This window comes from uncultured Winogradskyella sp., assembly GCF_947495255.1.
GTDB lineage: Bacteria > Bacteroidota > Bacteroidia > Flavobacteriales > Flavobacteriaceae > Winogradskyella.
Genome location: NZ_CANLYI010000001.1, coordinates 332,123 through 346,934 on the forward strand (window position 1 = coordinate 332,123; position 14,812 = coordinate 346,934).

The 14,812-nt window shown below is 33.1% G+C and carries 12 protein-coding genes; 7 read left to right on the plus strand and 5 right to left on the minus strand.

The window, feature by feature from the left end:
* Nucleotides 1-21 precede the first annotated feature (21 nt).
* Both Q0807_RS01410 and Q0807_RS01415 read right to left on the minus strand, forming a co-directional pair.
* Nucleotides 22-1,809, minus strand: coding sequence for a RagB/SusD family nutrient uptake outer membrane protein (locus Q0807_RS01410; RefSeq protein ID WP_299105526.1), 1,788 nt, complete (start codon nt 1,807-1,809; stop codon nt 22-24).
* A gap of 19 nt (nt 1,810-1,828) precedes the next feature.
* The gene (locus tag Q0807_RS01415; protein ID WP_299105528.1) at nt 1,829-5,083 is read right to left on the minus strand and encodes a TonB-dependent receptor; all 3,255 of its coding nucleotides are present in this window, start codon (nt 5,081-5,083) and stop codon (nt 1,829-1,831) included.
* Between the two features lie 243 nt (nt 5,084-5,326).
* Here Q0807_RS01415 and Q0807_RS01420 point away from each other — a divergent pair, with 243 nt between their 5' ends.
* Nucleotides 5,327-6,634, plus strand: a complete 1,308-nt coding sequence (locus tag Q0807_RS01420; RefSeq protein ID WP_299105530.1) for a T9SS type A sorting domain-containing protein — start codon at nt 5,327-5,329, stop codon at nt 6,632-6,634.
* A gap of 178 nt (nt 6,635-6,812) precedes the next feature.
* Nucleotides 6,813-7,022 carry a hypothetical protein gene (locus Q0807_RS01425; RefSeq protein WP_299105533.1) on the plus strand — a complete coding sequence of 70 codons (210 nt, stop codon included), beginning with the start codon at nt 6,813-6,815 and terminating at the stop codon, nt 7,020-7,022.
* A 106-nt stretch (nt 7,023-7,128) separates the two neighbouring features.
* On the opposite strand, the gene Q0807_RS01430 is transcribed toward Q0807_RS01425, so the two are convergent.
* From Q0807_RS01430 to Q0807_RS01440, 3 genes are all read right to left on the minus strand, one after another.
* Nucleotides 7,129-7,830 carry a hypothetical protein gene (locus Q0807_RS01430; protein ID WP_299105535.1) on the minus strand — a complete coding sequence of 234 codons (702 nt, stop codon included), beginning with the start codon at nt 7,828-7,830 and terminating at the stop codon, nt 7,129-7,131.
* Between the two features lie 178 nt (nt 7,831-8,008).
* Nucleotides 8,009-8,182, minus strand: coding sequence for a hypothetical protein (locus Q0807_RS01435; RefSeq protein WP_299105537.1), 174 nt, complete (start codon nt 8,180-8,182; stop codon nt 8,009-8,011).
* 48 nt (nt 8,183-8,230) lie between these two features.
* A complete protein-coding gene (locus Q0807_RS01440) occupies nt 8,231-9,424 on the minus strand; it encodes a polysaccharide lyase family 1 protein (RefSeq protein ID WP_299105539.1) in 1,194 nt (397 codons plus the stop codon).
* Between the two features lie 167 nt (nt 9,425-9,591).
* Here Q0807_RS01440 and Q0807_RS01445 point away from each other — a divergent pair, with 167 nt between their 5' ends.
* The 5 genes from Q0807_RS01445 (at nt 9,592) to Q0807_RS01465 (ending at nt 14,788) form a co-directional block, all read left to right on the plus strand.
* Entirely contained in the window at nt 9,592-11,067 is a 1,476-nt protein-coding gene (locus Q0807_RS01445; RefSeq protein ID WP_299106102.1) for a glycoside hydrolase family 28 protein, read from the plus strand.
* 107 nt (nt 11,068-11,174) lie between these two features.
* Entirely contained in the window at nt 11,175-12,125 is a 951-nt protein-coding gene (locus Q0807_RS01450) for an alpha/beta hydrolase (RefSeq protein WP_299105541.1), read from the plus strand.
* On the plus strand, nt 12,122-13,138 hold the full coding sequence (locus Q0807_RS01455) for a DUF4861 family protein (RefSeq protein ID WP_299105543.1): 1,017 nt from the start codon (nt 12,122-12,124) through the stop codon (nt 13,136-13,138). Before Q0807_RS01450 ends, Q0807_RS01455 begins: the two co-directional genes overlap by 4 nt.
* Nucleotides 13,138-13,557, plus strand: a complete 420-nt coding sequence (locus tag Q0807_RS01460; protein WP_299105545.1) for a cupin domain-containing protein — start codon at nt 13,138-13,140, stop codon at nt 13,555-13,557. Before Q0807_RS01455 ends, Q0807_RS01460 begins: the two co-directional genes overlap by 1 nt.
* A gap of 10 nt (nt 13,558-13,567) precedes the next feature.
* Nucleotides 13,568-14,788, plus strand: a complete 1,221-nt coding sequence (locus Q0807_RS01465) for a glycoside hydrolase family 105 protein (RefSeq protein WP_299105548.1) — start codon at nt 13,568-13,570, stop codon at nt 14,786-14,788.
* Nucleotides 14,789-14,812: the final 24 nt, after the last annotated feature.

The window sequence follows — 14,812 nt, forward strand, 5'->3', positions numbered from 1 at the left end:
TTATTTCTTATTAATTATTTTCTAATAGCCATAATCGTTGACTAACTTACCATTACTTCCATCAATAAACACTTGCCATATTGGCCAAAACTGTCTATCATCTGGATTCACTCCAGGTTTGAAAAGAGAATTTATCATTTCATCTTCTAGTGTTACCCAACTAAAAGCAGAATATTCAGCTCCTGGATCTATGTTTTCATTTCTGTTTAATCCATAAATATCTATACTCTCATCATCATCTTCATATTTGTAATACAATGTTGATGGCACATCACTATATTCACCTGTACGATTCTTTAGATTAAACATCTTTACTTTGGCTTCTTCTAAATTAGAGCCTAATAAATTCCAACGGATAAGATTTTGTTTACGTATCATTTCACCCGTAAATTCAAATAAGTATTCATCAACAATAGCATCAAACATTTCTTGCGAACTTGATAAGCCATCAACATAAGAATCAACTTTTTCTGCATGTAAATTAGAAGGAAATGCTCTTCTTCTTATTTCCTTTAAATATTCAGCAGCAGCTCCAGCTCCTTGCAATTCATTTGCAGCTTCTGCAGCAATTAAAAGAACCTCAGCATAACGCATGTAAATTTTATTGACACCATCATCATTTGATGAAGTTACATAACGATTCATCCACTCATATCTATATTTCCCAAAATACCACGTATTTAAGTTTACGAGTTCTTGTTTTGCTGTTCCATCAATTGGATTTCCCCATTGGTATGGAACACAACTAACATCTCTACGACTATCTTGTTCATCAAAATCATAAAAAACGGTAGGTAATGGACCTGCAATACCACCTCTGGCCTGACCTGTATGCTGATCAACACCCCTATGTCTTACAGCGAATGAAAACAAAACTCTTCCTCGACCATCTGAAAAAGGTATTTCCCATAAAGATTCACCTCCAGCTGTTATAACTTCTTCATTATATTTTTTCCAAAAACTTTCAAATGATGGTTCTAAATGAGCACTACCACTCTCAATTACATCTGTAGCCTCATCTAAAGCCAGTGCATACATACTTTCTACTGAAAGTTCTGAGTCATTGCTTCGTCTCACGCCATCCGGATATTGTTGAAAACCACTAGCAACCATTGCTAAACGTGCTCTTAAACTTTTTACAAAAGTTTTATTTATGCGTTCTACGGAATTAGTAGCTGCAGTCTCATTTGGCCATGCTACTAATGTAGACGCCTCTCCTAAATCTGCAATAATTTGCTTATAAATAATATCTCTACTAGACTTTTCTAAATATATAGTTTCTGAATTTATTGGTTCAAAACGCGCAGGAACATCTCCCCAAGCTTTCATTAAATCAGCATAATAAATTGCTCTCAATGTTAAAGCCTCGCCTAACAATTGACCTAATTCCGTATTTGGCTGAGGACTGCCAAAATTCCTTAATCCTCTAATACATATATTTGCTCGTTCGATTCCTTTATACATCATTGCCCAAGCATTATTTGTAGAATTCATTTGAGAATTATTAGGCTTGGCATCATATATCATTAATTCTCCTTGAGAACTACCAGCATCATCTGAGCTATAGTTCCATTCAATATCAGTATTAAATCCATAAAATGGAATAAAACGCCCTCTGTAAGAATTAGTTTGCCCAAAAGGCTCCATAATTCCATCTACAGCTCCTCTTGCTAAACCAGGTGTAGAGAATATTATTGACTCATCTAATGAAGACTGAGCTGGTGCGTCTAAAAAGTCCTCATCAAACTCTTGGCAAGAATTTAAAATTCCAGCTAGTAAAATTCCTGAAATAATTATTATTTTTTTCATCTTTTAAAAAATGTTTAAATTAAAAATTTAGGTTTAATCCAAATACGACTTGTCTACTTCTTGGATATGGAGAATAATCCACACCAGGAGTTAATGGAGTATTTCTTCTAGTTGAAACCTCTGGGTCCAATCCTGAATAATTAGTAATAACAAAAACATTATTAGCCGTTACATATAGCCTTAGTTTAGAAATACTTAAACCAGATAATGCAGAATCAGGAAGTGTATAACCTAACGTTAATGTGTTTAATCTTAAGAAAGAACCATCTTCTACAGCCCAATCACTAAACACACGGTTTTGCATGTAAGGCGACCACATAGATGTATTTGCGTTAAGCGCCTCTAACTGAGAAGGGTCTGTAACTAACTGTCCTGTTGACGGATCTAAATTTGTCCATCTATTTCCGTCAGCCATTAATGTTGTTAAATTTCTATACTGACCATTTTGATTGGCTGTATTAAATTCTATTTTATTAGCATTGTATATATCATTACCTACACTCCAGTTAAAAGCTGCGGAAAGATCAAAACCATAAACACGCGCATTTAAAACCATACCACCTGTATGGGTTGGGTTTGCATTACCAATAATTGAATTATCATTTACATCTACAATACCATCACCATCAATATCTTTTAATTTCATTGAGCCTGGTATTACGTTACCTATAACTGCACTATTGTCAGCTACACCATTCTTTAACGTATAAACACCAGATGTTGCATCATAATCAAAATCTGACACTTCATATCTTCCGTCACTTTGATAACCATACATTAAGCCAATTGATTGACCAACTTGTACAAAATAATCATTTCCAATTTGAGTGGAAGCCCAATTAGTGTTTGTTCCAAAATCCTCTAGCTCACCAAGCGAATTAATGCGGTTTTTATTAACTCCAATATTAAATGAAACATTTAAACCAACGTTTTTCTTTTCTATTGCATTTATATTTAACGAAGCTTCAAAACCGGTATTTTGAATCTCACCTATATTTCTATATTGACTATCATATCCAGTTCCTGGTGTCGGAAATCTAATTAACAAATCTTCAGTTACATTCTTATACATTTCAAAAGAACCACTTACTTTCCCACCTAATATTCCAAAATCTAATCCAAGGTTTTGTGACACTGTAGTTTCCCATTTTAAATCAGGATTAGCTAAATACCTCGAGGCCGACCAATAATTATCAATTCCATTTAAATAAGAAGTATTTGATGATTCAAAATTTTGAACGGTTTGACCTGCAGGAATATTATTATTACCTGCCTGCCCATAACTAACTCTCAGTTTAAGTAAATCTAACCAATTAGTATCACTAAAAAATTCTTCTTCAGAAATTTTCCATGCAGCAGCAGCAGATGGAAAATATCCCCATTGATTGTCACCTAAAAACTTACTAGAACCATCAACACGATATGTTGCAGTAAACAAATAACGGTTTTTAAAATCGTAATTTAAACGCCCAAAAAATGACAGTAATTTATCATCAGGACTATAAAAATTATTAACAGATAAAGGTGTACCCTGTGTTGTTAAATTTATTGTAGTTTGAAAAGCAAAATCTTCAGGAAATCCCTGAATTTCACTTGTGACTCTATTATCTTTTGAAACTATCATTTCTTGACCTAATAATAATTTTAGACCATGATCCTCACCCATATGTTTTACAAAATCATAATTTAGTGTATTAGAATTTCTAAAGCTTTCCCTTTTTCTATCTCTAATAATTAAAGCAGGCATTCCTTGATTTTCAGCAGATGGTCTATTGTTAGCATAATAAGTTGATCTTCCATAGTACCTATAGTCCAAATCATTTCTTTTATTTAAACCTACATCACTTCTAAATTTTAGATTATCAATAATTTTCCAAGAAAAACTACCTAACATATTAAAATTCTCAGCCAATTGTCTTCTTTGATTATCTGCAACCGCCACAAAAGGATTTACTAAATAACCAGAAACCGCCTCGTCTGTATTAGTTGTTGTTAAACCAGGCAGTGGTATTGGAGAATAACCTACACTATGCCTAAGACGCGCATCAGCAGAAGAAACTTCATTTTGTTCATTAGCTCCACCACCATTAACTTCGGTGTCAGCATAACGCATTGTAAATGACAAATCTATTTTCTCACTAGCTTTACTCTTAAGCGCTAACGACAAGTTATTTCTTTTAAAGTCTGAACCTATCATAATAGCTTTTTCATCGTAAAGCGCGTAATTAAAGTTATAACTAATTTTTTCAGAACCGCCTCTTATGGCTAAATCACGGCTATTTACTTCTCCGGTTCTACCATATATTTGCTTCTGCCAATCATTACCCTGCATACCAACGTATTGATCATAGTCTTGATACAATCCAAAATACTGCTCATAGCTTTGTGGCTCATCGTCAAGTAATGCATATTCGTATTGCCATTTAACATAATCTTCTGGACTAAGCACATCTATTGTTTTTGCTATCTGCTTTACACCATAAAACATATTATAATTAACCGAAATTTTTCCTGACTTCCCACTCTTCGTTGTAATAATTACAACACCATTTGCACCTCTAGAACCATAGATAGCAGTAGACGAAGCATCTTTTAGAATACTAATATTTTCGATATCTGTTGGCGAAATATCACTTAGACTATTAATAGGAAAACCATCAACAATTATTAAAGGAGAACTATCCTGGGTTAGAGATCCAGCACCTCGTACCCTAATTTGTATCTCAGAATCAGGAGAACCTTCTGCTGAAAGGACCTGAACACCGGCTAAACGACCTGTCAATGTTTCAGCTACACTTGATATCCCTTGCTCTTTTAAGTCACTACCTCCTATAGAAACAACAGAGCCTGTTAAGTCAGATTTTTTTGATGTTCCATAACCAATAACAACAACTTCATCCAAAGACTCTAAACTAGGCTCAAGGACAATATTAATTATTTTTTTACCAGAAACTTTCACCTCTTGAGTGGTATACCCAATATACGAAAACACCAAAATAGCATCAGGATCATTAACACTTAATGAATAATTACCATCAAAATCAGTAGAAGTTCCTTTTGAAGTTCCTTTAAGCAATACACTTGCTCCTGGCACAGGCCCTAAATCTTCGGCAGTTACTGTCCCAATAACCGTAAGGTCTTGAGAATATAGAAAAGAACTGCCAAAAACAAATAATGCGAATAGCATCAACGATGAAGATTTTACAGTATAAAATCTTTTTGCCTTCTTTCCACTAGAATAGAAAAACAAAAAATCAGTTAGATTGTTAAACATGAAATTATTGTATTTAGTTTATAAATTAATTTTTATGTAATCGATTGCACAAATTTATTGTTAATTTTCAAATACACAAATTTTTGTTAACATTTTTTTAGAATAATAATAATTCCTTGAAAAATTAAGTTTTTCTCAATTTTAGGTTCTCAATCATAATTTTATGACAATTGCTAGAAAATAATTAATTTGTACATACTTTTGTAATCGATTACATTATCTGTAAATAACATTCAATATTATATGAAAAGTATTATAACATGTTTTATCGTTTTATTCAACGCTAATTTAGCATTTAGTCAAACTTATTACACAACAACCCCTCAAGGCTACGGACAAGGCGCTACGGGTGGCGGTAACGTCGCTCCCGTAACAGTAAATACTTATACTGATTTTAAGGCTAAAATTAAATTGCAGACTCCACAAGTAATATTAGTCTCTGGTACAATTACAATTGCAGCAGGACAAAATATTAGTGAGGTCGTTACAAATAAAACAATTATTGGTCTACCAAATGCTAGACTAGTAAACAATACACAAACACAATCGGGTTCAGGTATTTTAAATTTAAAAAATGGCTCTAATAATGTTATTATAAGGAATTTAATTTTTGAAGGCCCTGGAGCATATGACGTTGACGGTAGAGATAATCTTACTGCGGACGGTTGCACAAACCTTTGGGTTGATCATTGTGAGTTTCAAGATGGAGTTGATGGCAATTTCGATATTAAAGGAAATTCAGATAATGTAACCGTATCTTGGTGTAAATTTACCTATCTAAAACCAGCAGTTCCAGGTGGACCTGGAGGATCAAACGACCATAGATTTTCAAATTTGGTTGGGTCAAGTGACTCTCAATCTCCAGCAGATGGACATTACAGTATTACTTTTCAAAACTGCTATTGGGCAGAAGGTTGCAGAGAAAGAATGCCTAGAGCTAGAAATGCTGAATTACATATAATAAACTGTTATTACAATACAGATGTCTCAAGCTCGCGCGCATTAGGGTTGAGTGGTGGAATTAACACACTTTCTTGTTATGTTGAAAATTCAGATTTTGCAAATATTGGCACGGTATATCAAGGCTATGGAGGTACAGTTACGTTAGAATTTGACAATTGTATAAATAGTGTATCTAACATTGGCTCTGTAACTGAGCCAACATACTCATACAATGTAATTCCTGTTAGCGATGTAGCTACATATATACCAAATACAACATGTGGTGCTGGTGCAACACTAAATGTAACTAGTGCTGGTGTAATATCTTCAAGTTGCGAAAATTTAGGAATAGAAAATAATATATTCTCAAATATAAAGTACTACCCAACTATAGTTAAAGATGTATTAAATATAAAATTATCCAATATTAGTAACGCTGAGGTAAAGTATTCAATTTACTCCGCAAAAGGCAAAAACCTAATAAATGAATCCACAAAAACAAATGGTGTTATAAACAATATAAACTTAAGTCATTTAACTCAAGGCATTTATTTTGTTAGATTAAAAATTAAGGAAAATCAAAAAACCTTTAGGATACTCAAAAAGTAAGTGGATTTAATTATTATTTAACGTTACATATATAAGTGAATTATTACACGTTTTTACATAATCGATTGCATTTATAATTTTAAAAAATATGTTGTAATTAAAAACTCCCAATAATATAGAATAGCCTTCGTAAATTTTTTAATCAACAAAGATTAAACTAAATATAAACTATTCAATTATGAAAAAACTTTCCTTTTTCACAATGTTTGTCATTCTCTTCGCGTGCTTTTTAGCAAACGGACAAACAACGATCTCTTACAATTTAGGAGATGAATCAACCTTTACAAATACAGGAGTACAATGGGATCCTGTAACCTCTACAACAAGTCCAGATGGTAAAATAAGAACACAAGCAGCAACAAGTTTATGGTGTTGCTTTTCAAGATAGTAATTCTTTAGAAATAGATGTGGATGGCATAAGAACTATTCGTTTTTATGGCTCAGAATATAGCTCTGGAACCATGGATGGAGGTACACCTATTGGAAGTAATGATCTAGGGACAATGGACGTTGATATGGATGCATATCCTGAAGAAGGGAGTAACATCCTCTATACGCAATGCAAATTCACTTTTAATATAATATAGATTGGCAACATTCCCTTTAGTAATATTATGATTTCCGGCAGGAATATTTGTTAAAGTAAGTACTCCATCAGTAGCAGAATGTGCAGAACCATCAAGTTTTATGTTTCCACTGAAATTAGGGTCAAATAGCAATGTTAGCGTTGAAACTGAGTTTGTGGCATATGAAATTTTTGTTGAGGATTCAATTTTTAATCGTTCAGTTAATGTTAATCCATCATAGGTCGTTGAACCAGGATTAGAATTCATATTTGCATTAGTAAATGTGTAAAAACTACTATTTAGTCCAGATGTTGTAAAATTATGTGTTTCATCTCCGGAAGGAATTCCATTTATGTTTATACTACCTTCACCCGTTACAGTTGTTCCGAATGATCCAATAGTAGTTACTGAAAAAGACACATTATTTGTTGGTGTACCAAAAACGATAACAGTTTTCATGCTGTTGTCTATACTAAAATTTATTCCAGAAGAAGGTAACCCTGAAACAGAAGCACCTGTTGCATCTCTTCCCCAAGTAAAAATCATATCTGTAATAGCAGTACCTTCATCAATCCACTGATTATTGTTGTCAGAAACCGTTAAAGTATGTGTGCTCCCAGCAGGTGGCATCACCTTGTACTTACACTAAATTAGTTGTATATGAAGCTAAAAGAGCTAGTAATCCCGTATTTATAGCATAAGAGGTATCGTCATTAGGACTATCGAAAGTCCACTCAATATCACCTCCTGAAACACGTCTAGAATATTGTACAACGTTGTTTTTTGCAACGATAGGACTATCGATGGATTATGAATTTATATATAAATTTGGGTCTGTGTCAAAGTTATTATAAGTATTACCTCCTTGGAAAGATGTAATATTACTTATAAACTCTTCACTTCTTGTTGTCGCTACATAAGCATCAAATTGAACAGGGTAATCCACAGCATCATAAGCTACAAATCGAGTCTCACCGCTCATGTCATTATTAAATGCTTTTATTACACCACCATCTTCACCAGAAAAAGTTCAATTAGATCCATTAAAGACATCGGTGCCTTGTTGCGAAGTCAACATAGGATATTTACAATTACGAAAAGTGTTTCCTTCTAAGAATAAAGATGAACCTTCTGTAGAACCGGATCCGTATTTTGCGTTCCCATCAAAATAGTTGTTGTAAATATGAGCAGAATAAAAACGAACACGAGGATGACGAGAATCTGAATGATCATACCAACTATGATGATAGGTAACATATAATCCTGTGGTAGTATTTTCACTCAACCCTAAAAGGTTACTTTTTCCGGTATCCCAAAAGTGATTATAAGACATTGTTACATAAGTCGATCTTTTACAATCTAAGGCTCCATCACCTTTTGCTTGGTCGGCATCACCACCAGCAGCTCCATAAAACAAATCACAATTATGAACCCAAACATATTCATTGTCCTGTTGCAAGCCAATATTGTCACCCTCATTTGCATTGGTAAGCATAAACCCAAGGTTTCGAACTTCAATATTTGTACCTCTTTTAATACGAAGTCCCCAACCATTTACCTGAGCATCGTCACTAATACCTTCAAAAGTTATAGAACCAATAATATTATTTTCATTTTCAATAACGACATCACCATTTAACATATAATCTAAATCGGTAATATTACCTATTAACCTAACAACCAAAGGAAGGTCATCATCCCCTTTTTTAAAGCCATCTAAAATAGCTTGAAGTCCAACACATGGTTTTGTTGTAGCACCTACAACATTTAATGAGATTGTGATTTTTGAGTTCTCGGTTATATAAATTACTATTGCATTGGGCTTAAGTGTCTCGTCAAGGTTATATGCCCCAGGAACGTGACCATTAAAATGCGCAAAACCATTTCTATCATGAGCTGTTACAGTAATACTATTAGATACTGTAGCTAATCCTTCAATATTTGCTGTAACTAGAACAATTTTTATAGTATAAGTACCTGTAGAAATTCCTAAAACATCTGCACGATAATAACTACCATAATTACGAATAAGCTGTGTTTCAATAATTTGATTAGTAATTCCGCCACCAGAATAATAGACATTGTAACTATCTACTCCATCAACAGGAAGCCATTTTACAAAAGCCGATTCCATCCAACCAGAAGATTCAGTGATGGTTATAGATTGAGCAGAAATTTGCGTGAACACCAATAGCATCCATGCATAAAATAATAATTGTTTCATAAAAATAATTTATAAAGTCTGTATTTTACAGTAAATAATAAATCCGTATTCATAATAAATTAGTTAGTCAATTGTTTGTATTTTTAATATCTAAAATTTGCTTTATCGAACTAATTTTTTTAGTTTTGTAATCGATTACATTTTTTAATAATAAATTACTTGCAATGATGTCATTATTTGGGTCTACAATTATAAAAAAACATACATCTATACAGGTTACTTGTTTATTATTAGTAGCTATGTTTATTTCTTTAACCTCTTGTAAAAACGTGCAAGAAAAAAAAACAACATCAAAAAATGACCCTTGGTCTATAATGAATGATATAATCGCGAGTGTTTCTGTTCCTGAGTTTCCAGATGCAACTTTTAATATCATAGATTTTGGAGCAAATCCAGATGGAATTACTTTCAACACTGAAGTATTTAAAAAAACAATTGCTGCTTGTGCTGAAAAAGGAGGTGGGCAAGTTTTAGTTCCAAAAGGGAAATACCTAACAGGAGCAATTCATTTAGATAATAATATAAATCTTCATTTAGAGGAAGGTGCAGAAATACTATTTAGTACCAATCCAAACGACTACCCAATTGTACCAACATCGTATGAAGGTGTTGAGCTTATGAATTATTCACCATTAATATATGCCAATAAAAAGAATAACATTGCTGTAACAGGTAAAGGAGTTTTAAACGGTCAAGCAGGAAATGATAATTGGTGGAGTTGGTGTGGAAAAGATGAATATGGTTGGAAAAATGGTATGCCAAAACAAAAAGATAGTCTTAGCCTTCCGAGGTTAATGGATATGGGACAAAACGGAACACCATTAAATGAACGGCTATTTGGTGAAGGACATTATTTAAGACCAACTTTCCTAGAGCCTTACGAATGTAGTAATGTACTCATACAAGGCGTAAAAATAGTTAATGCACCATTTTGGATTATTCATCCTTTTAAATCCAACAATGTCATTATAGATGGAGTCACTGTTGAGAGTCATGGTCCAAATAATGATGGCTGTGATCCAGAATATTCTAAAAACGTAATTATTAAGAATTGTACTTTCAATACAGGAGATGATTGCATTGCAATAAAAGCAGGTAGAGATGCCGAAGGCAGAAGAGTTGCCATCAAAACTGAAAATATAGTTGTTCAAAATTGCAAAATGATCGATGGACATGGAGGTGTAGTAATTGGTAGCGAAATGTCTGCAGGTGTTAGTAATGTATATGTAGATAATTGTACCATGGACAGTCCTAATTTAGACAGAGCAATACGATTAAAAACAAATTCTAGAAGAGGTGGAATAATCGATGGAGTTTATGTTAGAAACTTAGAAGTAGGACAAGTTAAAGAAGCCTTTTTAAAGATTAATATGTTTTATGCTACTTATACTAATCAAACTGGTGAGTTTATTCCTGAAATAAAAAATATTTGGTTAGAAAATATTACTGTTAAAAATGGTGGCGAATTCGGAATTTTAGCAAAAGGCTATAAAGAATCACCAATTAAAAATGTCACTTTAAGAAATGTAAATATAGAAAAAGTTGAAAGTGCTTTCTCTTTAGAAAATGTTTCTAATTTAAAACTTATAGATACGTATATTAATGGGGCTTTAATGCAAAGTCCACCCAAAGAAGAGAATTAGTAGCAGGAATAAAATAGGAGATATTTTGATTAGTTGTTTAGATTTCAATTCCTATGATAGCCTGATTTACAAAATCAGGCTTATTCTTTAAATAAAAAATAAGAATAGTGTATAAATCAATTTCATATAGCTTCATTCTTTTATTGAATGTATCAACTGTATTTGCTTTTCAATCCATACAGAAAGACACTTCATACACAGTAACAAGTTCTTATAAAAAATACAAAAAAGATTTTCCACAAATTGAAATTGTAAAATCGCAACAGTCTCAAAATGTATTTAAAACGGAAAACATAACATACAAAACGTTAGAAAACAGAACGCTTTGTTTGGATGCTTTTATAAATACATCAGAAAATAATCCAGCTGTTATTTTAGTGCATGGAGGCGGATGGAAATCTGGCAACAAATCTCACATGGCACCAATGGCACAAAACATTGCTTCTAAAGGTTATTCTTGTTTTGCAGTAGAATATAGATTATCAGACGAAGTGCCATATCCCGAAGGGATTTATGATTTAAAACAAGCGATTCAATATATAAAATCTAATGCCAAGCAATTTAATTTAGACACGACGAAAGTCGCTATTTTAGGAACCTCTTCAGGCGCACAAATGGCAACCTTGGTCGGTACAACAAATAGCAATCCAAAGTTTCAAGAAAAAACAGAATATTCTACGTTAACGTCTGTCCAAGCCATTGTGAACTTAGATGGTGTTTTAGCATTTATTCATCCTAAATCTAGTGAAGGCAAAATGGCTAGTTGGTGGTTAGGAGGTACATCTAAAGAAAAGCCTGAAACATGGAAAGAAGCATCTGCCCTAACCCACACTGATAAAAACACCCCTCCTATTTTATTTATAAGTAGTCAGTATGAGCGTTTTCAAGCAGGACGAGAAGACATGATTAAAATTTTAGATAAACATAAAATTTATAGTCAAGTCGAAAACTTTCCAGATAGTCCACATACTTTTTGGTTATTTCACCCATGGTTTAATGATACTGTAAATTACATCTCAACATTTTTAGATAAAACACTCAAAAAAGATAAAGAATGAAAACACTAAAATTTATAATTGCTTTATGTTTTATTGCTTCAATTACAGCATGTAAATCTGAGAAAAAAGAAGACATAAAAGAACCGATTAAGCAAACTGAAAAAGTGATTGAAACACCAAAAACTTATGCAGAAATCTCTATTGCACAAGGTGGAGAATGGATTGATGGCACAAGAGGACACGAAGAATATGATGGTGGAACTTCATTTAAAAATGTTGAAAAATTTCGTGTTCCAGATAACCAGACCGACCATTCTTGGTACATACGTTACGAAGGACCAGGTTGGGAAAACAATAAAATAGGATTCAGGCTCTATTTAGATTGGAGAAATGCCATTGATATTTTCGGAAAAAAAACAGATACTATGGTGTTGTCTAAAGTCGGCCAAGATGGTTTCGATTCATATCATGAACCTGAGCCTTGGGGACAAGACATCTTAAAAGTGGGAAGTGGGCTTGGCATTGGTTCTATAGGTCGCTCAGTTGAAGGTGAAGTACTTCATTTTAAAGAAGTCGATTCCACATTTGCTTCTGTACAAAATAACTTAGATGCATCTTCTGTAATTATAAATTATAAAGGTTGGAAAACAGATGATAATAAAATCGATCTAAAATCAACATTAAGTATTCGTCCAGATCAACGGTACACAAAACACACTATTCAGCCTTCAAAAGCAATCGATGGCATTGTAACAGGAATTATCGATCATGGTGTTAATTATTTTCAGAAAGAAAGTACCAACAACAAATGGGCTTACATAGCAACTTATGGTGAGCAAACGTTGGTACCAGACGATTTAGGAATGGCAATTTTTTATGAGATTAAGACTACCTCCGAAATCAAAAAAGGAGAAGACGATTATTTAATTGAATTTAAACCAACTACAACGCCAGTGTCATTTTACTTTTTAGGAGCTTGGGAACAGGAAGTTGATGGCATTAAAACAGAAGCCGAATTTTTAACCTATTTAGATGGTTTATTGGATGAATTGAATTCAAATAACGCGCTATAATGAAGATCCTATTAAAAAGTGTAATACTCTTTTGTATGTATATTAGTTCTCAAACTATCAATGCACAAGACAAAACTTATACCATTGAAGACTGCGTAAATACATTTTCCAAAGATGAAGCTATACCAACAAAAGTCGGCTATCAGTATTGGTTTGCAGATAAAGAGTTTTTAGATGGGAGAACACTTAAGTTGAGTGTGGTAGCACCAGGGAAATCTACACACGCACCACACCAACATCCCGAAGATGAATTCTTTTATGTTTTAGAAGGTACTGCAAGGTTTTATTTAGATGGAAAAGAAGTTGTTGTAGAAGCCAATACAAGTTTGTATTGCCCACCAAATAGTATGCATGGTATTAGTAATGCTGGTGATATAGAATTAAAATATTTAGTGATTAAGAAATACGAAAAGCAATAACATAGTTAAGATGAAAAATATAACGCTCATTACAATATTAGCTTTAAGTTTTTTTACAAGTTGTAAAGAAGAAAAGAAGCAAGCGGAAGCACCAAAACAAGAAATGGAAATTTCTGATTCATTAAAATGGTCAGAACGTATGGCTTTGTCCGAAATTAAAAGATTTCCAGATCCAACACTTTTAGATTTTAGAGACAAACCAAAATGGAGTTATACACCAGGGTTAGTTTTGCAAGCAATGTCTAAGGTTTATGAGCAAATTAACAATCAAAAAATATATGATTATATATATGAGTATCCTGATAGAATGATTGAAGAAGATGGTACTATCAAAACCTACAAAATGTCTAACTACAACTTAGATATGATAAAAGCTGGCGATATCATTTACTATGTGTACAACAAAACTAAAGAGCCTCGTTTTAAAAAAGTAATGGATACACTTCATAAACAATTAGAAGGTCAACCAACAACTTCAGAAGGTGGTTTTTGGCATAAAAAAAAATATCCATATCAGATGTGGTTAGATGGTTTATATATGGCTGAACCATTTCATGCTAAATATGCTAAAGACTATATGAATACTGCAGTAGCAAACAAGGTTTATGATAAAATTGTTCTTCAATTTGACTTAATTGAAAAATACAGTAGAGATTCAGAAACAGGATTATACTTCCATGGTTGGGATGAAAGTAGAAATCAAAAATGGGCTAATAAAGAGACAGGGCTTTCAGAGAATTTTTGGTCTCGTGGAATGGGTTGGTACGGCATGGCATTAGTAGATGTGTTAGATTTTTTACCAGAAAATCATCAAGGAAGAGCAAGAATTATTAAATATCTCAACCAATATGCCGAAGCTATCGTAAAATACCAAGATAAAAGTGGTACATGGTTTCAAGTGCTCAATTTACCTGAAAGAGAAGGAAACTACTTAGAAGCAACAGGAACAAGTATGTTTACATACACTTTAGCAAAAGGAGTTAATAAAGGATACTTACCAAACACCTATTTAGAGAATGCGAATAAGGCGTTTCAAGGCACTCTAGATTTATTCATTACCGTTGAAGACAATGGAGTTGTAAATCTTAACAAATGTTGTGGTGTCGCAGGTTTAGGAGGGAATCCATATAGAGATGGCACATTTGAATACTATATTGGAGAAATAATTAGATCTAATGACCCTAAAGGAACTGGCCCCTTTATTATGGCAGCTTTAGAATTAAACAAGTAAAATAAATTTTAAGTCTTTATTCGA

Excerpts from the sequence above, each read along its gene's own strand:
- Q0807_RS01410 (WP_299105526.1), bottom strand. The coding sequence starts at position 1,809 with ATGAAAAAAATAATAATTATTTCAGGAATTTTACTAGCTGGAATTTTA.
- Q0807_RS01415 (WP_299105528.1), bottom strand. The coding sequence starts at position 5,083 with ATGTTTAACAATCTAACTGATTTTTTGTTTTTCTATTCTAGTGGAAAG.
- Q0807_RS01420 (WP_299105530.1), top strand. The coding sequence starts at position 5,327 with ATGAAAAGTATTATAACATGTTTTATCGTTTTATTCAACGCTAATTTA.
- Q0807_RS01425 (WP_299105533.1), top strand. The coding sequence starts at position 6,813 with ATGAAAAAACTTTCCTTTTTCACAATGTTTGTCATTCTCTTCGCGTGC.
- Q0807_RS01430 (WP_299105535.1), bottom strand. The coding sequence starts at position 7,830 with ATGCCACCTGCTGGGAGCACACATACTTTAACGGTTTCTGACAACAAT.
- Q0807_RS01435 (WP_299105537.1), bottom strand. The coding sequence starts at position 8,182 with ATGAGCGGTGAGACTCGATTTGTAGCTTATGATGCTGTGGATTACCCT.
- Q0807_RS01440 (WP_299105539.1), bottom strand. The coding sequence starts at position 9,424 with ATGAAACAATTATTATTTTATGCATGGATGCTATTGGTGTTCACGCAA.
- Q0807_RS01445 (WP_299106102.1), top strand. The coding sequence starts at position 9,592 with ATGTCATTATTTGGGTCTACAATTATAAAAAAACATACATCTATACAG.
- Q0807_RS01455 (WP_299105543.1), top strand. The coding sequence starts at position 12,122 with ATGAAAACACTAAAATTTATAATTGCTTTATGTTTTATTGCTTCAATT.
- Q0807_RS01460 (WP_299105545.1), top strand. The coding sequence starts at position 13,138 with ATGAAGATCCTATTAAAAAGTGTAATACTCTTTTGTATGTATATTAGT.
- Q0807_RS01465 (WP_299105548.1), top strand. The coding sequence starts at position 13,568 with ATGAAAAATATAACGCTCATTACAATATTAGCTTTAAGTTTTTTTACA.